The organism is Acidobacterium sp. S8, assembly GCF_009765985.1.
Lineage (GTDB): Bacteria > Acidobacteriota > Terriglobia > Terriglobales > Acidobacteriaceae > Alloacidobacterium.
The window spans coordinates 631,758-651,814 of record NZ_LMUM01000034.1; the positions used below are offsets into that span (position 1 = coordinate 631,758).

Here is a 20,057-nt window from a genome sequence, read left to right on the forward strand (position 1 = left end):
AAATTAAAATTTTGAATGGACTCGAAAGCCCACCTCGTCATTGTACCTGCCGGAGGCCATTTGCACAGCTACCGTTTCACGTCTTTAGACGCGCCAACGTTCTTCTCGTCATACAGAAACGGCCTACCGCGGTCCGCAGCCAGTGAGCGAACCACCCGCATTAAGGCCAGCGCCGCATATGACAATGTTCCATGCCTGCGATAGACGAGCCATAGATGCCGCGCGCAATCCAGTTCCGGAACAGCCACCGTTACCAGCTCGCCGCGCGCCACTTCCGTCTGCACGGATAACGCCGGCACCAGAGCCACGCCATTGCCGCTGGCGACGAAGCGTTTGATCGCCTCCAGGCTGGGCAGTTCCACGCCAATATTGAGCGGTGTCTTGTGCTTTGCAAACGATTCCTCGACCAGCTTCCGGCGTGGCGATGTGACATTGTGCGCAATGAAATTTTCCGCGCCAAGATCGCGGATGCGTACCTTTTTCTCACGTGCCAGCACATGCTTCGGGTGCACTACGAACGTCAATTCATCCGAATAGACAGCGATCGCATCGAGTTGCTCATCCTCCGGCTTGAAAGAAACAATGCCAAGCTCCACCGTACGTCGCTGTACATCGTCAGGAATTCGGCTCGCTAACGACCGCTGCACCAGGATAGAAATTTGCGGGCATTGCCGCCGAAATTCATCCAGCACCGGCAGCAGGTACAAGCAGGTATACTCATTCGCCGCCAGTGTCAGCCGTCCCCGCTCGAGCGACCGCACTTCTTCGAGCGCGCTGGTAGCCTCATTCCGCAGATTCAAAAGGCGTTCCGCGTACTCGCGCAACACCTCGCCAGCTGCTGTCAGGGTTCCGTCACGCGAGGCCCGCTCAAAAAGCGGTTCGCCAAATTCATCCTCAAGCTTCCGAATCACCTGGCTCACCGCAGGCTGCGTGCGATGCAGTCGGACAGCAGCACGAGAAAAGCTGCGCTCCTTCACTACGGTCAGAAAAGTTTCAAGTTGGGATAATTCCATAAGGATGAAAGAGCTAGAAGAGGCCGGTTTCTAGCATCATAACTAAAATTTATAATAAATCAAGAAATTAGAAATTTGAATTATGTCTTATCTTTTGAGAAACTAGCTTCATTCGAGGTTGGCCCCGATATGGCACAGGACCGAGTTCTGTTTTTCGATACGACCCTTCGCGATGGTGAGCAATCGCCCGGCTGCAGCATGACGCACGACGAAAAGGTCTGGATGGCTCATGCGCTTGAAGACCTGGGCGTAGACATTCTTGAGGCCGGCTTCGCGATTTCCTCCGACGGCGATTTCGCCGCCATTCAGGCCGTATCCAAAGAGATTCGCAAGCCGCGTATCGCCTCGCTCGCACGCGCCCGGCGCGAAGATATCGAACGGGCCGCCGCTTCTCTTGAGCACGCAGAGCATTCGCGCATTCATATCTTTCTCGCCAGCTCTGATATTCACCTAGAGTACAAACTGAAGATCAGCCGCGAAGCAGCGCTCGAACAGGCGGCACAATCCGTAGCGCTCGCACGCACTTACGTCGATGACGTGGAGTTTTCGCCCGAAGATTCAACCCGCACCGATATCGATTTTCTCTGCAAGATCGTCTCCGTGGCCATTGAAGCCGGAGCCACGACCATCAATATGCCGGACACGGTCGGTTACGCCACGCCTAATGAGTACGCTGCCATGTTCCGCACTGTCCGCGAGCGAGTTCCAGGTGCGGATAAGGTCATCTTCTCCTCGCACTGTCACAACGATCTGGGTCTGGCCGTCGCCAATTCCCTGGGAGCTATCGAAGGCGGTGCGCGTCAGGTGGAATGTACTATCAACGGCATCGGTGAGCGCGCCGGCAATGCAGCTATCGAAGAGATTGCAGCCGCTCTCAGCGTGCGCCGCGACAAATATCCAGTCGAGCACAATCTCAAGCTCGATCAGCTGTATCCTACCAGCCAGCGCCTGGCGCAAGTCATCAGCTTCGCCCCTTCGCCCAACAAGGCAATCGTCGGCAGCAATGCCTTCGCGCATGAGGCGGGCATCCATCAGCATGGCGTGCTGTCGAATCCACTGACTTACGAGATCATGACGCCTGCTTCTGTCGGCGTTCCGGCAAACCGCATGGTGCTCGGTAAGCATTCGGGCCGCCACGCATTGCGCTCACGTCTTGTCGATCTTGGGTATCACCTGGAAGCTTCCGATCTCGACGCAGCCTACCGCGCATTCACAGAACTGGCCGATAAAAAGAAGTCTGTCTATGACCAGGATCTGATCAACCTTGTCGCACACCACAAGCGCCATCATGATCTGATCTCCGCTGAGCCAGTCAGCGAAGCCAGTTGAGAAGGCGAACGCAAGATCCTCCGACTTCGCTGCGCTGAAGATAAACAATGACTGTGATTGCATCGCTAGCAGAGAGATAGGGAAAAGTAGAAGCACCGGGCTTCAGCCCAGTGAAACGAGCACAGAAGAGAGGGGTTTGAGCCCCGGAAGCTCTTGGGAGAAAGCATAAAGATGAAGCTGAAGGTTCTTGTTGTTGCCGGAGATGGTATTGGCCCCGAAGTCACCGCGGAAGCATCGCGCATTTTGCGCTCGGTCGCAGAACTCGGCGGGTACGAGTTTGAATTTCGCGAAGCGCTGATCGGTGGCGCGGCCATCAAGGCACAAGGCACGCCCCTGCCCCAGGCAACCTTGGATGGCGCACTGGAAAGCGATGCCGTGCTCCTCGGAGCGGTCGGTGGCAATGAGTTCAACTCCCTTCCGCCCGACAAGCGTCCCGAAGCCGGTCTACTGCAGATCCGCCAGGCGCTCGGCGGCTTCGCTAATCTGCGCCCGGCCTTCGCACATCCGGCGCTTGCAGCGAATTCACCCCTGAAGCCGGAAGTCATCGACGGTGCCGACATCCTCTTTGTCCGCGAACTGCTCGGCGGTCTCTATTTTGGCGAGCCGCGCCAATGGGATCGCGAAGCCGGTTCGGCCTGGAACACAATGCGTTATACCCGTGATGAAGTCATCCGCGTGGCCCGTGTCGCCTTTGAACTCGCGCAGAAGCGCCGCAAAAAACTGACATCCGTCGATAAGGCCAACGTCCTCGAAGTCTCACAGCTCTGGCGCGCCACTGTCACCGAAGTCGCCAAGGATTATCCCGACGTGACCCTTGATCATCAATACGTCGACGCCATGTCCATGCACCTGATGAATACACCGCGCAGTTATGACGTGGTGCTCACCGAAAACCTCTTCGGCGACATTCTCTCCGACGAGTCCGCCGTCATCACGGGATCGCTCGGCATGCTGCCCTCGGCCACCATCGGCGGACAGGTGAATCTTTACGAGCCGGTCCACGGTTCCGCGCCCGATATTGCAGGCAAAGGACTCGCGAATCCATTAGGAGCGATTCTTACGGCAGCGATGCTGCTCCGCCACTCAGGAAATCTTGAACAGGACGCAGCCGCCATTGAAACCGCTGTCCGCAAAGTTCTCGAGCAGGGCTACCGCACCGCTGACCTTGCCCGCAGTGAGAAGGACAAGAAGATGGTGCTCTCGACGCAGGAGATGGGCAAGCAGGTACACGAAACGTTGAACGAGATCATCGACAGACGGCAAGCCATGCACGCCGTTTAGTCCGACGAAGAATGACGGATAAATGATTTTCGATTTACCAAGGGAACATATCGGGTGCCCCAGGTTCGTGAAGCTAACCTGGGTTTCTTAGCCCGGCGATTGAAAACGGGAGTCAGAATGGCAGCAAAAACTTTATTCGAAAAAGTCTGGGAGCAGCACCTCGTAGCCGAACCGGCAAACGAGCCGACACTGCTCTACATTGACCTGCATCTTGTCCACGAGGTCACGTCGCCGCAGGCATTTGACGGCCTGCGACTGGCCGGACGCAAACTCCGCCGCCCCGACCGCACTGTGGCCACCGTCGATCACAATGTTCCGACTACGACCAATCGCCTCATCATTGAAGACGCCATCGCCGACAAGCAGATCAACACGCTGCGCAAAAACTGCAAAGAGTTCGGAGTCGAGCTCTATGACGTGGAAGATATCGAGCAAGGCATCGTCCATGTTATCGGGCCTGAACTCGGCCTTACCAAGCCCGGCATGACGATCGTCTGCGGCGATTCGCACACCTCAACCCACGGAGCATTCGGCGCGCTGGCCTTCGGCATCGGCACCTCTGAAGTCGAGCACGTCATGGCGACACAGTGCCTGCCGCAATCGAAGCCGAAAACTTTCCGCATCTCCGTCGAAGGCGAGCTGGCTCAGGGCGTCACCGCAAAAGATATCGTCCTCGGCATCATCGGACGCATTGGCACCGACGGCGCAACTGGCTATGTGGTTGAATATGCTGGCTCCGCCATCCGCTCGCTTTCGATGGAAGGTCGCATGACGGTCTGCAATATGAGCATCGAGGCAGGTGCGCGCGCCGGCATGATCGCTCCCGACGAAACCACCTTCGCCTATCTCAAAGGCCGCCGACACGCACCCAAAGGCGCAGCATGGGACGAGGCCGTTGCCTCGTGGAGCAAGCTCAAAACCGATCCCGATGCAAAGTTCGACCGCGAGATGATCATCAAGGCGGAAGACCTCGCCCCTTATGTCACCTGGGGAACCAACCCCGGCATGGTCATCCCGGTCACGGACCGCGTTCCCGATCCAGCCAAAGCACAATCCGACAATGACCGCCGCGCCTTTGAGCGGGCGCTCGAATACATGGATCTGAAAGCCGGCGTCGCCATCGAGGAGATTCCTGTCGACCGCGTCTTCCTCGGCTCCTGCACCAACTCGCGCATTGAAGATCTGCGCGCCGCCGCGAAAGTTGTCACCGGATATCACGTCAGCCCGCACGTTCGCGCGATGGTCGTTCCCGGCTCGCACCTGGTGAAGCAGCAAGCGGAAAGAGAAGGCCTCGATAAAATCTTTCTCGACGCAGGCTTCGAATGGCGCGAGCCTGGCTGCTCCATGTGCCTCGGCATGAATCCCGACATCCTGCAACCCGGCGAGCGCTGCGCCTCCACCAGTAACCGCAACTTCGAAGGCCGCCAGGGACGCGGCGGACGCACACATCTCGTCAGCCCCGAGATGGCCGCGGCCGCAGCCGTCACCGGCCACTTCACCGACATCCGCCAGTGGGAATTCAAAGGCGAGGAGGTTCTGGCCTAATGCAGCCATTCCGCACGCTCACATCCGTCGTTACGCCGCTTGACCGCGTCAACGTCGATACCGACCAGATCATTCCAAAGCAGTTCCTGAAGCGCATCGAGCGCACCGGCTACGGCGAGTTTCTCTTCTTTGATTGGCGGCAGGACCCGAATTTCGAAATCAACCAGCCACGTCACAAGAGCTCGCAGATTCTCGTTGCCGCTAAGAATTTCGGCTGCGGCTCCTCGCGCGAACACGCAGCCTGGGCGCTCTCTGATTTCGGCTACCGCTGCGTTATCGCGCCTTCATTCGCGGACATCTTTCACTCGAATGCCGGCAAGAACGGCATTCTGCTCATCACACTGCCAGAAGAACAGGTACAGGCGCTGCTTGATCGCGCTGCGAAGACGGAAGGCTACAAGCTACACGTCTCACTCGAAGACGAGACTGTCCACGACGATCAGGGATTCTCGGCGAAGTTCTCTATCGATCCCTTTCGCCGCTACTGCCTGCTCGAAGGGCTGGATGACATCGGCCTCACGCTGCGTCATGCCGACAAGCTCGACAATTTCGAACAAGCCCACAATACCAAACACTGGCTCGCGCCCAGAACATAAACCACGACGCGCCTAACCACTCGGAGAAGCACATTGAGTCAGAACGGCAAAGACGACGCAAAGAGAATCAGCAACGCTCTCACAGAAGGCCCCAATCGTGCCGGAGCGCGTGCCATGTTGCGCAGCATCGGCTTCACGAAAGAAGACCTGTATAAGCCCATCATCGGCATCGCCAATACGTGGACGGAGATCGGCCCTTGCAACTTCCATCTGCGCACCATCGCTGAAGCTGTAAAGCAGGGCATCCGCGAAGCAGGCGGCACTCCGATGGAGTTCAACACCATCACCATCTCCGACGGCATCACCATGGGCACCGAGGGCATGAAGGCCTCACTCATCAGCCGCGAGGTGATTGCCGACTCAGTCGAGCTCGTAACGCGCGGCAATCTCTTCGACGGCCTCGTCTGCATCGCCGGCTGTGATAAGAACATGCCCGGCACCGTCATGTCGCTCGCGCGCCTCAACATCCCCGGCCTCATGCTCTACGGCGGCTCCATCGCGCCCGGCTATCTCAACAACAAAGCCATCACCATTCAGGATGTCTACGAAGCCATCGGCGCACACTCCGCCGGTAAGCTCAGCGACGCCGGACTCGAAGCTATCGAAGCCAATGCCTGTCCCGGCGCGGGAGCCTGCGGTGGCCAGTTCACTGCCAACACCATGGCCATGGCTTGCGAATTTCTCGGCATCTCGCCCATCGGTTTGTCGGGCGTGCCCGCCTTATCTCCCGAAAAGCACGCTGCCTCGCGCTTGGCCGGAGCGATGGTCATGGAACTCGCCCGCCAAAACCTGCGCCCCAGCCAGATCATCACGCGTGAGTCGCTCGAAAACGCCATCACCGCGGTTGCCGCCTCCGGTGGATCGACCAACGCTGTTCTCCACCTGATCGCCATCGCCAATGAAGTCGGCATCAAGCTCACCGTCGATGACTTCGACCGGATCAGCCGCAACACGCCACTGCTCTGCGACCTCAAGCCCGGCGGCAAATACGTCGCAACCGACTACCACAACGCAGGCGGCAGCCGTCTGCTCGCAGCGCGACTCATCGATGCCGGTCTTCTGCATAAAGACTGTATTCACGTCACCGGCCGCACCATCGCCGAAGAAGCAGCCGAAGCCGTCGAAGCGCCCGATCAGGATGTGATCCATCCCGCCTCATCGCCGATCAAGCCCACCGGCGGCCTGGTCATTCTCAAAGGCAATCTCGCGCCCGAAGGCTGCGTCATCAAGGTCGCAGGCCACAATCGCCTCGAGCATCGCGGGCCCGCGCGCGTCTTCGACTGCGAAGAAGATGCCTTCCGCGCCGTGGATTCCGGAAGCATCAAGCCGAATGAAGTCCTCGTCATCCGCTACGAAGGCCCCAAAGGCGGTCCCGGCATGCGAGAGATGCTTCAGATCACGGCTGCGCTTGTTGCCATTCCCGAATTATCGGAAACCGTCGCCCTGCTTACCGATGGCCGCTTCTCAGGAGCCACCCGCGGCCTCATGGTCGGACACGTTGCGCCGGAAGCCGCAGTCGGCGGTCCCATCGCCGCCATCCGAGAAGGTGACATCATTCACTTCGATATCCCGAACCGCAAGCTCGAAGTAGAGATACCGGAAAAAGAGTTACAGTCACGGTTACAAAACTGGAAGGCCCCCGAGCCGAAGTACAAACGCGGCGTCTTCCGCAAGTACGCCGATGCAGTTTCATCGGCATCGTTAGGCGCAGTTACGAACTAAAAGGACGCGAGGACTTCAGTCCTCGCATTACGAATGAGTTTCAGGTTTTCATCCTGAGCGGAGCGCAAAGCGCGTGGTCGAAGGACCTGCAGTTTTATCGCTCAGCAGCACCTCATAGGAGTCAGACATCATGGGTCAAAGCTCACAAAACGACTCACCATCAACAGACGCTACTCGCCTCACCGGCTCAGAGATTGTCTGGGCTACGCTCGTCGGGGAAGGCGTGAGCGATGTCTTCGGATATCCCGGCGGGGCCATTCTGCCAATCTACGACGCGATGCGTAAATTCCCGATCCGCCATATCCTCGTTCGCCACGAACAGGGCGCCTCGCATATGGCCGATGGTTATGCGCGCGCCTCGGGCCGCGTCGGTGTTGCCATGGCAACATCAGGTCCGGGCGCTACCAATCTCGTCACCGGCCTCGCTACGGCCATGATGGATTCGATTCCCATCGTCTGCATCACCGGACAGGTCTCGAGCAAAGTGCTTGGCTCCGACGCCTTTCAGGAAGTCGATATCACCGGCATCACGCTGCCTATCACCAAGCACAATTTTCTGGTGACGCGCGCTGAAGACATCGCCCCCGCGCTCCGCGAAGCCTTTCTCATCGCAAAATCCGGACGTCCTGGCCCCGTCCTTGTCGATATCACCAAGGACGCGCAGCAGAACTCAGCGCTCTTCGATTTTGAAGCCGCCGCACCCAGGACCTACCGTCCGCATCCGATGCAGAGCCACAGCGCCGATTCGGTCACCGATGCAGCCAAACTCATCCGCGAAGCGAAGCGGCCCGTCATCCTTGCCGGACATGGCGTCATCCAGTCCGGAGCTGTCGACCAGGTGCGCGCCCTCTCTGAACGCATACAGATTCCCGTTGCCTGCACCCTGCTCGGACTCGGCGGCTTCCCTGCTTCGCACGCGCTCTCACTTGGCATGATGGGCATGCACGGCGAAGCCTGGGTCAATCAGGCCATCCAGCAAGCTGATCTGCTCATAGCCTGCGGCATGCGCTTCGATGACCGCGTGACCGGAACGCTCGCCACCTACGCGCCTAACGCAAAGAAGATACACATCGAAGTCGATCCAGCTGAAATCAACAAGAATGTAAAGGTAGACGTCGCACTCGTCGGCGATCTCAAGCAGGTCCTAGAAATCCTGCTGCCTCACATCTCTTCGCGCGCAAGCTCGCCGTGGATACGCGAGATCAGCGAGATGAAAGGCGAATGTTCCGTACGCGACATCAAAAATTTGCCTGACAACGGCCATCTCTACGCCGCGCATGTCATTAATGATCTCTGGAACGCGACCGACGGCAAGGCCATCGTTGTCACCGACGTAGGCCAGCACCAGATGTGGGAAGCGCAATACTACAAGCACGATGCGCCGCGCTCGCTCGTCACATCAGGCGGCCTGGGCACGATGGGCTTCGCATTGCCCGCAGCTATCGGTGCAAAAATCGCCTGCCCGGAAAAAGAAGTCTGGGTCATCGCCGGTGACGGCGGCTTCCAGATGACCGCAGCCGAACTCTCCACCATCGCGCAGGAGAATCTCGACATCAATATCGCCATCATCAACAATGGCTTCCTCGGCATGGTGCGCCAGTGGCAGGAGTTCATCTACGACAAGAATTACGCCTCGTCGCCCATTCTCAGCCCTGACTTTGTAAAGCTGGCTGACGCTCACGGCATCCCCGGCGCAACCGCTAGAACGCGTACGGAAGTTGCATCAGCAGTCAGCGCTGCGCGTACATCCAAGGGACCATTTCTTATCAACTTCCTCGTAGAAAAAGAAGACTCCGTTTACCCGATGGTTGCCGCAGGCTCGGCGCTGCACGAAATGATTCGCCGCCCTGACAATCCAATGATCGAAACAGCGGAAGACGCATAAGGATAATTTGTAACCATGCTGCATACATTTGTTGCACTCGTAGAAGATAAACCGGGCGTGCTCACGCGCGTCGCATCGCTCTTCCGCCGTCTCAACGTCAACATCGTCTCGCTCACTGTGGGCCGATCCGAGAGACCCGGCGTCTCGCGCATGACTATCGTTGCGCTCTCGTCCACCTCCGCCGGTCATCGCATTGTGGCCAGCCTCTACAAGCTCGAAAATGTGCTTGAAGTCGACGACATGGACCAGGTAGCGAACGTCAGCCGCGAGCTCGCGCTCATCAAGGTGGGGGCCACGCCGCAGACGCGATCGCATATCTTCGAGCTGGTCGAGGTTTTCCGCGCGCGTATTGTCGATCTCGCTCCCGAATCGCTGATGATCGAGATCACCGGCGTCGAAAGCAAGATCGAAGGGCTGATTCAGGTCCTTATCGAAAGCGGCGATCCGATCCTCGAAGTCTCACGCACCGGACGCATGGTCATGCGCCGTGGCCACCACACCAGCCGCGTCCTCGAAGCCATGCGCGTCGCGACTGCCTCAGAGAACGAGACAAAGAATGCTGCTGTCTTCGATCTCGTCGAAGAAGAATCCAATTTCCAGAAATAAGGACGTCGTTCGTCCGGGAATCAATTCGAGTTTTTAGCTAGAAGCACCGGGCTTTAGCCCGGTGAACCAGGATCACACAAATACGGGGTTTCAGCCCCGGTTTACACCACGAAGGGAAAGAAAGAATGGCAAAGACGTATCACGACCAGGACGCGGATCTCTCGCTCATCCAGCAAAAGAAGGTCGCCATCATAGGCTACGGATCGCAGGGACACGCGCACGCGCTCAACCTCAAGGATTCAGGCGTGCATGTGCGCGTCGGTCTACCCGCCGGCAGCAAGTCCATCGACAAAGCGAAGAAGACAGGCCTCGAAGTCTCCACCATCGCCGAAGCAGCCGAATGGGGCGATGTCATCATGATCCTCACGCCCGATGAGACGCAGGCCGAGGTCTACACGAAAGAAGTTGAGCCTCACCTCAAGCCCGGCAAAGCTCTCGTCTTCGCCCATGGATTCAACATTCGCTATGGCACCATCAAGCCGCCCGCAGGCGTCGATGTCTTCCTCGTTGCGCCCAAGGCCCCTGGCCATCGCGTGCGCGAAGTCTTCACCGAAGGCGGCGGCACACCCGGCCTCGTTGCGGTGGAACAGGATGCCAGCGGCAAAGCGCTCGAACTCGCACTCTCGTACGCCAAGGGCATCGGCTGCACCCGTGCCGGTGTGCTTGAAACCACCTTCAAGGAAGAGACCGAAACCGATCTCTTCGGCGAGCAGGCCGTCCTCTGCGGAGGCACTGCCGCTCTCGTCAAGGCTGGCTTTGAGACGCTGGTCGAAGCTGGATACCAGCCCGAGCTTGCCTACTTCGAATGCCTGCACGAGTTGAAGCTCATCGTGGATCTCATGTATCGCGGTGGCCTCTCCTACATGCGCTACTCCATCTCGAACACTGCCGAGTGGGGCGACTACACCGCAGGCCCGCGCATCGTCACCGACGAAACTCGTGCCGCGATGAAGAAACTGCTCTCCGAAATTCAGGATGGCACCTTCGCCAAGAACTTCATCGACGAGAACAAGACTGGCAAGAAGAAGTTCGATGCAATCCGCAAAGAAGAGGCCAAGCACAAGATCGAAGAGGTCGGTGCAGAGCTCCGCGCAGCCATGCCCTTTCTCGATCCGGTCACTATCAAGGCGTAACGATCACAAAGCCACGGTGAAACTTGAGTGCCCCATCCTGAGCCGAAGGCGAAGGGTGGGGGGGTTTCTTTTTAACCTCCAAAGCAGCACCTGTATCATAAAAAATAGAAGCGTATGACGATCCGCAGCCTCCCTCTCGCCATACTCCTTTGCACTCCTGCGCTTCTCTTCGCACAGGCGCACTCAAGCTGTGCCTTGCGCCCCACAACTCTTGCGCAGATGCGCCGCTGTTACCGGCCGCTGCTCGTCTTCTGTCCAGACGCTACCGATCCGCGCCTGAAAAAACAGCAATCGACACTCGACGAAGCTGCTGACGATATGATGATCGCTTCGTGATGTTCGTTCCCATCCTCGCAAAATCAGCTAAATACCAGGCACCGCTTGATACTCCCTATGCAATCATCGGAGCGAAAGAAATCATCGCAATCCGTAACCGATTCCATATTTCGGAAGATGAATTTGCTATTTTCCTTTTGGGAGAAGATGGAGAAATCAAGCTCCGCAGCGATGTGCCGGTGAGTATCGCAAAGCTCAATTCCCTGATTGACTCCATGCCCGATCGAAAGGTCGAAATGGAGCGTCCGCACTCGAATTAGTGCCATTCAACAGTTTCTTGACATGTGTTCAATGCATCCTGGGCTAAGATGTACCATCAAAGTCAGGTAGGGTCTTATGAATACAGCCAGCATCGCCCCCACCCCCGAACGACTTATCCCCCAAGGCCCCACACCGCTCAAGGAGATCGTCGCTGCCCTCAAGCGTGTGGCTCCGCTGCAGGGCATGGAAGAGTTTGAATACATGTGGCTTGCCGAGCATGGCACCGAGCGTTTTGCCGACGCAGGCGAGACCATCTTCCGCGAAGGCGAACCTGCCAATGAAATGACGATTATGCTCAAGGGCGAGATTCATGTTCGCCGCGAGCACGCTGGCCCTACGGCTATCTGGGTCGGACGCTCCGGCATCCTCTCCGGCCTGCTTCCCTTCTCGCGCATGAAAACCTATGGCGGCCATGGCTACGCTACAGCTCCTACCTGGGCTCTTTCGTATCCCAAAGATCTTTTCCCAGAGATGCTTGAGGTCGTACCGTCGATGACCCAACGGTGCGTCAGCGTGCTGCTCGATCGCGTGCGCGAAGTCACACGCATGGAACAGCAGGCGGAGAAGCTCAGCGCACTTGGTAAGCTGGCCGGCAATCTCGCTCACGAGCTGAACAATCCAGCATCGGCGGCGCAACGCGCTGCCTCCGGCCTGCTCGATGAGCTGCATGTCTACGGGCATGAAAAATATCGCCTCGGCAGTCTTTGTCTTTCCGCGAAACATCTCGCTGATGTGCGCAAGTGGCAGGATACGATTCGCGCGCAGGCAAAAGAAGCTCGCAATCAATTGGAATTCTCTGCCCGCGAAGATGCTCTGCTCACGTGGATGCGTGGACACGATATTGAAACGCCATGGAAAATCTCGCCCGAGCTGACAGAGTCAGGCGTCACTCCGGAGCAGCTCGAGCCATTAGCAGGCTTCCTCGATGGCAGCGCACTCACGGTCGTGCTCACACAGTTCTCCTCTTCGCTGCGGGCAGAAAACATGGCCAACGCCATGCTCGACTCTACCGCTCGCATCTTCGACCTCATCCGCGCCATCAAGGATTACTCCTACATGGATCAGGCGCCGATTCAGGAGATCGACATCCCGCAGGGCCTCGAAAATACACTGGCCATGTTGCAATCGCGCCTCCAGCACGTCGACGTGGCACGCCGCTACGCGCCCGATCTGCCTCATATCAGCGCCTATGCCAGCGAACTCAACCAGGTCTGGATGGCGATTCTCGAAAACGCTCTCGACGCCATTCACGACGAAGGCAAGATCACCCTCGGCGTACAGGTTTCCGGCGACATGCTGCTGATCGAAGTGTGGGACAACGGTCCCGGCATCCCGCCCGACCTGCAGGACCGCATCTTCGAGCCCTTCTACACAACGAAAGCTCCTGGAAGCGGCCTAGGACTCGGCCTCGACACCGTGCAGCGCATCGTTCGCAAACACCGCGGCTACGTCCGCGTGCAATCCGAACCCGGCGCCACCTGCTTCCAGATACGCCTGCCCATCGAACAACTGCAGGCCTACTAGAATTGAACGCCACCGAACGGATGCCTCATCCTTTCGCGCATCTTGCGAAAGGATGGGAAAGAAAGATATCCAGCGCCGACTTCACTCCGCCCGCAGCGCTTCCATCGGATCAACCATCGCCGCTCGCCGTGCAGGCAGATAAGCCGCGAGCAATCCAACCAGAAGCAGAGTCACAGCCACAATGCCCAGCGTCCATCCATCGCGCGCGCTTACACCGTAAAGATAGCTGCGCACGACACGTCCGGAAGCAATCGCCAGCGCTAATCCGATGACTACGCCAGACACCAGCATCACACTCGCCTGTCGCATTACCAGCCACAGCAGATCGCCGCGCTGCGCCCCAAGCGCAAGCCGCACACCGAGTTCGCGAGTACGCTGCGAAACAACATAGGCCAGCAATCCATACAAGCCCGCGACACAAAGAAGCAAAGCCGAGCCACCAAAGATTTCAAGCAAATGTGCTGCTAGCTGCTGACTGCCGAATGAGTCCTCAACTACCTGGTCCATCGTAGTGAAATTGCTCCCCGCCAGCGCCGGATCAGCCTGCCGCAGTACCTCCCGCAGTTCAGGAATGACGGCTTTTGGATCGCGATCGGTACGCACCGCAATATCCATGGCGATGCCTTCCATCGTTTTGTAAATTCCACTTTCGGGAGTGACCTGGGAAATAGCGACTTCGACTTCGGGCTGAGACGGCTGAGCGATAGCGCTCTGATGCACGTCATCGAGCACGCCCACAATCTCCGCATCCTTGCCTGAGGTGATATGCCATAGCTTCATGCCAACGACTTTGCTCAGGTCATGCTGATCGGGCGAATATTCACGGGCAAAAGCGCGGTTGACGACGAATACCGGCTGCGACGATGGCGTGTCCTGCATATTGAAGAAGCGGCCTGCCAGCATCTTGAATCCGAACACCTGCTGCAGGTTAGGGGTAGCAGCGTTGAGAAGAGCGTCAACCTTCCATGACTTCCGAGTCGGAGACTGGGCCGCATCCATCTTCAATTCAAGATGAATATTGAAAGTTCCTCCCAATGGCACTTCCGACATTAAGCCAGCCGACTGCACGCCAGGCAGATGTTTCACCCGCTCCAGCAGTGGCATATACAAATTGTTCGTCATGTTCTCGCCAGCAAACTTGTACCCCGGAATCTGCATATTTGCCACAATGATGTGATCGGTACGAAAGCCAAGTGGCACATGTCGCAGCGTATAAAGCGTGCGTAGCAACAATCCGCAGCCAACCAGTAACGTCATAGACAGGGCAATCTCCACCATTACCAGCACGCTGCGCATGCGGTTCTGTCCTCGCGCAGCACCGCTTTGCAGTCCGCCTTGCTTCAGCGCTGGCTCAACCGGAGCGTGCGCCGACATCCACGCCGGCCAGACAGAAGAAACCAGTGCCGAAACAAGCGTCAATCCCAGCAATGCAATCAAAATGCGCCAATCCGGAGCAGCAGACACAGGCAACGGCAAATGATGTTTCATACCGCGTGCAAATAATTTCACTGCGAGCAAGGCCAGCCCTAGTCCGAAGCCCGCGCCGCAAAAACTCAGCAATAGCCCTTCCACGATGAACTGCTGCATGATGCGCCAGCGTCCCGCCCCAAGAGCCCCGCGCACGGCAATCTCGCGCTGCCTCGCCATCGCCCGCGCCAGCAGCAGGTTCGTCGTATTTACGCAGGCAATCAGCCAAAGCACGCCGGACGCAGCCAGCAGCATGAACAAAGCGTGCTTCGTGTCCGTCTCCACTAGCGAATCGCCATATTTTTCAATCCATGCACCGGAATGTTTCTGCCGTGCCTCAGGATCCACATACCCGACAGCAATCTGCTTCTGCAGCGTCGCCAGTTCGGCTTCCGCGCGCTTTTCGCTTACACCCGGCTTCAGCCTTCCAACAACGGTATAGTCCGGTGTCCCATCGGTGCGGCCCTTGTCGTCATCTCCTAACTGCGCCAGCGTCCACGCATCCAGCCCTCCTCCAAACAAGGAATTTCCCGCAGCATAGGGAAACGTAAACCCGCGCGGCATCACACCCGCGACGACATACGGAGTTCCGCTGACCTTCACCGACTTGCCTACAATGCCCGGGTCGGCTCCAAACATCGAGCGCCATGCCGCGTCGCTCAGAATGACGCTGTTTGCATCCGGGCTTTGCGCGAACCCATCCGCATCATTGCGAAAGTCACGACCCAGCGCCGGCGATACACCCAGCACCGCGAATAAATTCGCGCTTACTTTGTAAAAGCCAACAGCTTCCGTGCCGGTCGCACCTTCAAGGAAATTGCGCCCATTGGCCTGTGCATAAAAACCGATGCCCTCAAAACTCCTGCTCCACTTACGCCATTCCTGCAGATCAAGATACGGCGCGCCGGAATTTCCTCCTTGTTCGTTGCGCTGGCTGGCGGCATTGAGCAGCATCAGACGTCCCGCATCCGCGTAGGGTAACGGACGCAGCATCACTCGGTCCACCACCGTAAACATCGCCGCCGGAGCAGCAATTCCGAGCGCGAGCGTAGTGATCACCGTCGCCGCAAACGCGGGCGACCTCCGCAGCTGCCGCATTGCATACTTCACATCCTGCAGCAGACGCTCCTGACACACCCATCCCCACGTTTCGCGTGCGACATCTTTCGTCAAAGCCACGTTGCCCATCTCACGCTCCACCTCATGCCGTGCCGTCGCCGCATCTTCTCCGCGCGCCACGCGATCTTCGACAGCCATGCGGATATGCGCTTCGATCTCTGCATCCAATTCGCTTTTCTTCCGCCACCACCGCATCACATCCCTCCGCAGACTGCAAAACCTGGGTGCCGCATCCTTTCGCTCACTTTACGAAAGCGTGGGATTTATCCTTACTCCGGCTCCGCTTCCAACACCCCGCCAATCGCGGCAACCATCTGTGCCCACCGGCTGCGGTTCGAGGCAAGCTGCTGCTTGCCAGCAGCCGTAATCTGGTAATACTTCGCTCGCTGATTGCTCTCCGTCTGCCGCCATTCCGACTTGACCCACTTCTGCCGCTCCAGTCGATGAAGAGCCGGATACAGCGAGCCAGTCTCCACCTGCAACACATCTCCGGAATTGGCGCGAATCGCCTGGCTGATGGCATACCCATGCTGCGCGCCCCACTGCAGCGTTTGCAGAATCAACATATCGAGCGTTCCCTGCAACAATTCAATACGGTTTTTGTAATTTTCTTTCGGCGCCATAAGGATGTAGACAAATTACTATCTGGGCGGTAGTTTGTCTACATCCCTTGTCTCAATTGCGCTCAGACTTCCCGGCCACGCCACTTCCTGCAACAATCAATCAGTAACTATCATCATTTTTTTGGAATGGAAGTTTCGCCTTACATGGAACCAAATGAAGCTCAGGAATTACAGGAAGAGCACGAACAGGCAGCCAAAAACCCCAGTCTTCGTCCGGTCAGCTTCACTATGAGCGTGCTGGCCGTGCTGGTAGCCATATCCACCGTTCTCGGCCATCGCACCCATACGGAAGCTGTACTTTCTCAGGCCAAAGCCAGCGATCAATGGAATGAATATCAGGCAAAGAAGATTCGCCTGAACGAAACGCAGTTGAGCTCAGATATGCTCTCCGTGCTGGCCGTCCACGACGACGCCGCGCGCAAGCTCATGGAGACCTACAAAACCCACGCCGGCAAATGGTCTGACGATCTGAAAGAAGAACAGCAAAAAGCTCATGACTATGAAGCGGAAGTACGTCACGCCGAACGCAAAGCGAACCGTTTCGATTTAGGAGAAGCCCTTCTTGAAATCGGTCTCGTCATCACGTCGATCACGTTACTCACGCGGCAACGCGCCTACTGGTATCTCGGCATCGGCTTTGGAGCCGCAGGCTTTACCGTCTGCATCACAGTACTGCTGCTGCACTTGTAACAAAAAGCCCACGGTGTAGCGGGCTTTTCTTTGTAACTATTTCTTCACCGGCTCGACGTCGGTGTTCCATTCTTCGATCGGTCCAAGATTCAGCTTTTCAATCTCCGGCTGAATCTTGGCTCTATCCCCTACAGCAATCAACATCATGTTTTCCGGATGGATATAGTTAAGGGCAGCACTTGCTGTCTGCTCCGATGTCACCGCCTCAATCTTCGCTGGATATGCGCGGTAATAATCCAGCGGCAACTGATAGGTGAAGATATCCGCCATCTTGCCATTGGTCTGTTCCACCGTCTCAAAATCTCCGGGCAACGAGCGGATCAGATGATCTTTTGACATCGCCAGCTCATCCCCGCTCAGCGGCGTCGTGCGGATGCGGTCAAGCTCTGAAAACAGCTCATGCACCGCAGGCCCTGTCACATCCGTCCGCACCGAAGCGCCGGCAAGAAATGGCCCCGTGCCACGCATGAACTGGAACAGGCTGAATGCGCCATATGTGTAGCCATGGCGCTCGCGCAGATTCATATTGATGCGGCTCGAAAACAGTCCACCCAGCATGGTATTCAATACATTCAGCTGCGCGAAGTCCGGCGTCGAACGAGGCACGCCCAGTCCAGCAGCCCAGATCGCAGTCTGAGGAGCGCCCGGTAAATCCACAAGAATCACCCGGCGTGTCGGTGGCGCAGGTGCAGCCGGTGGCTGCGAAACTGTGCCCTTCGCCGACCAACTCCCAAAATACTTCTCCGCCAGATCGCGTGCCTGCTTTTCATTTAGGTCGCCCGCAAAGAACAGCGCCGAGTTGGCAGGCGTATATCGCTCGCTCCAGAAACCGGAGAGATCGTCGCGCGTCGTCGCCTTGATCGAGGCCTCCGTGCCGATGCTGCGATATCCATATGGGCTGTCCGCTCCGTACAATGCGCGAGACGCAACCATGAACGCGACCTGCACCGGCTGGTCCTTCATCTGCATCAGCGCTGTAAGGCGCTCCTTGCGAATTCGCTCAATTTCCTTGTCGCTGAATGCAGGATGCAAGCTCACGTCAGCCAGTAAGTCCATCGCCGGATCCGTTACGTTGCTCAACGCGCTGATCCTCACAAACGCGTTATCGTTGCCCGCGGTCTTGGAGAGCGTTGCGCCAATCTGGTCAATATCATCGGCAATCTGCGGTGCTGAGCGGTTTGCCGTACCTTCCGTCAGCATAGCCGCGGTAAATCCAGCCACACCCGGTTTCTTCGGCGAATCACCTTCACTGCCCCCCAGCGTAATCAGCGAAGCGCTCATCACCGGGAGATTATGCGATTCCACCAGATACACCTTCAGCCCATTCGCCAGCGTAAAGACCTTCGGTTCAGGCAGCGACAATTTCGGCTGCGGTCCTGGCTGCGGGGCAGTCTTGCGCCATGTCTGTGCCTGGTCAAAATCAGCCGAATACTCCGGCTCGATCTTCACATTCGCATCCGTATCGTCAGGGCTCCGCGGCACATCCTCCACAACTTTCTTGCCCGGAATTCCATACACCGTCACGCGCTGATTCTGCGTGAGATTCGACTTCGCATATTTCTGCACACTTGCAATCGTCACGGCGTCGTAGCGTGCGATGTCCTTCGGCAGATACCCAGGATCGCCCGTGTACTGGTTGTAATAATTCAGCGTGTCGGCAACGCCGCCAAAGCCGCCTACGCGCTGCAACCCGCGAAACTTATTCGCTTCCGTTGTATTACGTGCGCGATCAATCTCAGCCTGCGTCGGCCCCGATTGTAGGAACTCGTCGATAACCGCGTTCGCCGCCTTCTCCAGCTGCTCTGCTGTCACACCCGGACGCGCTACCAGTTCACACGTAGTCCACGATTGCAGCGCCTGCGACTGGTTATAGCAATCCGTCGATTGCGCAATCTGCTGCTCGTAAACCAGGTTGCGGTAGAGTCGGCTCGATTTGGCCCCGCCCAGAATATAAGAAGCAACATCGGCATCCGCATCACCCGGCATAAATGCCTGGGGCGTCAGCCATGCCAGTTCCACTTTCGGCAGCTTTACGGCATCTGTAACAGTCAAGCGCCGCTCCGAAGTAATCGGTGGTGTGACGACATCTACCTTCGGCACCTCAGGACCCTTGGGAATCGGCCCGAAATATTTCTCCAGCAGCGCTTTCGTCTTTGCCTTGTCAATGTCTCCGGCAATTGCAATCGTTGCATTATTCGGCGCGTAATACTGCTTGAAGAATTGCCGAACATCTTCGAGCCTCGCAGCCTCCACGTCCGCGTGCGATCCAATCACGTCCGCATGGTAAGGATGATCCTTGGGAAACAGCTCATGGACCAATGCTTCATCCACCACTCCGTATGGTTGGTTCTCCACACTCTGCCGTCGTTCGTTGCGCACCACGTCACGCTGGTTCGTAAGCTTCTGCCGGTCGAGCGTGTCCAGCAAAAAGCCCATCCGGTCGCTCTCAAGCCACAGTGCCAGTTCCAATTGATTCGAAGGCACCGTCTCAAAATAATTCGTGCGATCAAACGAAGTTGTTCCGTTAATACCGGAAGCGCCAGCCGCCTCCAGATATTTGAAGTGCGCCTTCTCGCCCACATGCTTCGAGCCTTCGAACATCATGTGCTCAAAGAGATGCGCAAAACCCGTGCGCCCCGCACGCTCCTTCACCGGCCCTACGTGATACCACAGATCGACACCGATGATAGGCAGCCGATGATCTTCCGCCAGAATCACCTGCAGACCATTCGGCAGCGTGTAACTCTCATATTTGATTTCGGGAACCTTCAGCTTCGAAGGTGCTTCTGCTGCGACAGCGGTCAACGGAGAAAAAGCCATGGCAAATATTCCTAACAAAGCAATGCAACGTTCACGCATTTCGAAACGGGCCTCCCCACAGGCTTGAGGTGTGGCGCGATCATATCAGACCGCACGCCGCATCCCCA

General features: G+C 57.4%; 16 protein-coding genes. 12 read left to right on the forward strand and 4 right to left on the reverse strand.

Translation table 11 applies throughout. From position 1 onward, the window contains the following. Window positions 1–68: 68 nt before the first annotated feature. Window positions 69–1,013, reverse strand: a complete 945-nt coding sequence (locus tag GSQ86_RS17955; RefSeq protein WP_158751317.1) for a LysR family transcriptional regulator — start codon at window positions 1,011–1,013, stop codon at window positions 69–71. Window positions 1,014–1,142: 129 nt separating this feature from the next. Between GSQ86_RS17955 and GSQ86_RS17960 the strand changes: the two genes are divergently transcribed. From GSQ86_RS17960 to GSQ86_RS18010, 11 genes are all read left to right on the forward strand, one after another. Further along, window positions 1,143–2,342, forward strand: coding sequence for a 2-isopropylmalate synthase (locus GSQ86_RS17960; RefSeq protein WP_158751319.1), 1,200 nt, complete (start codon window positions 1,143–1,145; stop codon window positions 2,340–2,342). A gap of 171 nt (window positions 2,343–2,513) precedes the next feature. Continuing rightward, window positions 2,514–3,623, forward strand: coding sequence for a 3-isopropylmalate dehydrogenase (gene leuB, locus GSQ86_RS17965; RefSeq protein WP_158751321.1), 1,110 nt, complete (start codon window positions 2,514–2,516; stop codon window positions 3,621–3,623). Between the two features lie 117 nt (window positions 3,624–3,740). Then, on the forward strand, window positions 3,741–5,168 hold the full coding sequence (gene leuC, locus GSQ86_RS17970; RefSeq protein WP_158751322.1) for a 3-isopropylmalate dehydratase large subunit: 1,428 nt from the start codon (window positions 3,741–3,743) through the stop codon (window positions 5,166–5,168). Beyond that, window positions 5,168–5,764 carry a 3-isopropylmalate dehydratase small subunit gene (gene leuD / locus GSQ86_RS17975; protein WP_158751324.1) on the forward strand — a complete coding sequence of 199 codons (597 nt, stop codon included), beginning with the start codon at window positions 5,168–5,170 and terminating at the stop codon, window positions 5,762–5,764. The genes leuC and leuD overlap by 1 nt, the downstream gene beginning before the upstream one ends. A gap of 33 nt (window positions 5,765–5,797) precedes the next feature. Continuing rightward, complete coding sequence (gene ilvD / locus GSQ86_RS17980) at window positions 5,798–7,486, forward strand: dihydroxy-acid dehydratase (RefSeq protein ID WP_158751326.1); 1,689 nt, start codon at window positions 5,798–5,800, stop codon at window positions 7,484–7,486. A 130-nt stretch (window positions 7,487–7,616) separates the two neighbouring features. Next, complete coding sequence (ilvB, locus tag GSQ86_RS17985; RefSeq protein WP_158751328.1) at window positions 7,617–9,371, forward strand: biosynthetic-type acetolactate synthase large subunit; 1,755 nt, start codon at window positions 7,617–7,619, stop codon at window positions 9,369–9,371. Window positions 9,372–9,386: 15 nt separating this feature from the next. After that, the gene (gene ilvN, locus GSQ86_RS17990; RefSeq protein WP_158751334.1) at window positions 9,387–9,977 is read left to right on the forward strand and encodes an acetolactate synthase small subunit; all 591 of its coding nucleotides are present in this window, start codon (window positions 9,387–9,389) and stop codon (window positions 9,975–9,977) included. A gap of 125 nt (window positions 9,978–10,102) precedes the next feature. Then, window positions 10,103–11,110, forward strand: a complete 1,008-nt coding sequence (gene ilvC, locus GSQ86_RS17995) for a ketol-acid reductoisomerase (protein ID WP_158751336.1) — start codon at window positions 10,103–10,105, stop codon at window positions 11,108–11,110. Between the two features lie 114 nt (window positions 11,111–11,224). Next, a complete protein-coding gene (locus GSQ86_RS18000) occupies window positions 11,225–11,446 on the forward strand; it encodes a hypothetical protein (RefSeq protein ID WP_158751338.1) in 222 nt (73 codons plus the stop codon). Next, on the forward strand, window positions 11,446–11,706 hold the full coding sequence (locus tag GSQ86_RS18005; protein ID WP_158751340.1) for a DUF4174 domain-containing protein: 261 nt from the start codon (window positions 11,446–11,448) through the stop codon (window positions 11,704–11,706). The genes GSQ86_RS18000 and GSQ86_RS18005 overlap by 1 nt, the downstream gene beginning before the upstream one ends. Window positions 11,707–11,782: 76 nt before the next feature. Further along, window positions 11,783–13,231 (forward strand): sensor histidine kinase, encoded by a 1,449-nt coding sequence (locus tag GSQ86_RS18010; RefSeq protein ID WP_254062470.1) that lies wholly within the window; start codon window positions 11,783–11,785, stop codon window positions 13,229–13,231. An 81-nt stretch (window positions 13,232–13,312) separates the two neighbouring features. Here GSQ86_RS18010 and GSQ86_RS18015 read toward each other — a convergent pair whose 3' ends face one another. Continuing rightward, complete coding sequence (locus tag GSQ86_RS18015; RefSeq protein ID WP_158751341.1) at window positions 13,313–16,012, reverse strand: ABC transporter permease; 2,700 nt, start codon at window positions 16,010–16,012, stop codon at window positions 13,313–13,315. Between the two features lie 74 nt (window positions 16,013–16,086). After that, window positions 16,087–16,440, reverse strand: coding sequence for a PadR family transcriptional regulator (locus tag GSQ86_RS18020; protein ID WP_158751343.1), 354 nt, complete (start codon window positions 16,438–16,440; stop codon window positions 16,087–16,089). 144 nt (window positions 16,441–16,584) lie between these two features. Here GSQ86_RS18020 and GSQ86_RS18025 point away from each other — a divergent pair, with 144 nt between their 5' ends. Beyond that, complete coding sequence (locus GSQ86_RS18025; RefSeq protein WP_158751345.1) at window positions 16,585–17,130, forward strand: DUF4337 domain-containing protein; 546 nt, start codon at window positions 16,585–16,587, stop codon at window positions 17,128–17,130. Window positions 17,131–17,166: 36 nt separating this feature from the next. Here GSQ86_RS18025 and GSQ86_RS18030 read toward each other — a convergent pair whose 3' ends face one another. Beyond that, window positions 17,167–19,989 (reverse strand): pitrilysin family protein, encoded by a 2,823-nt coding sequence (locus tag GSQ86_RS18030; RefSeq protein WP_174239988.1) that lies wholly within the window; start codon window positions 19,987–19,989, stop codon window positions 17,167–17,169. Between the last annotated feature and the right edge of the window lie 68 nt (window positions 19,990–20,057).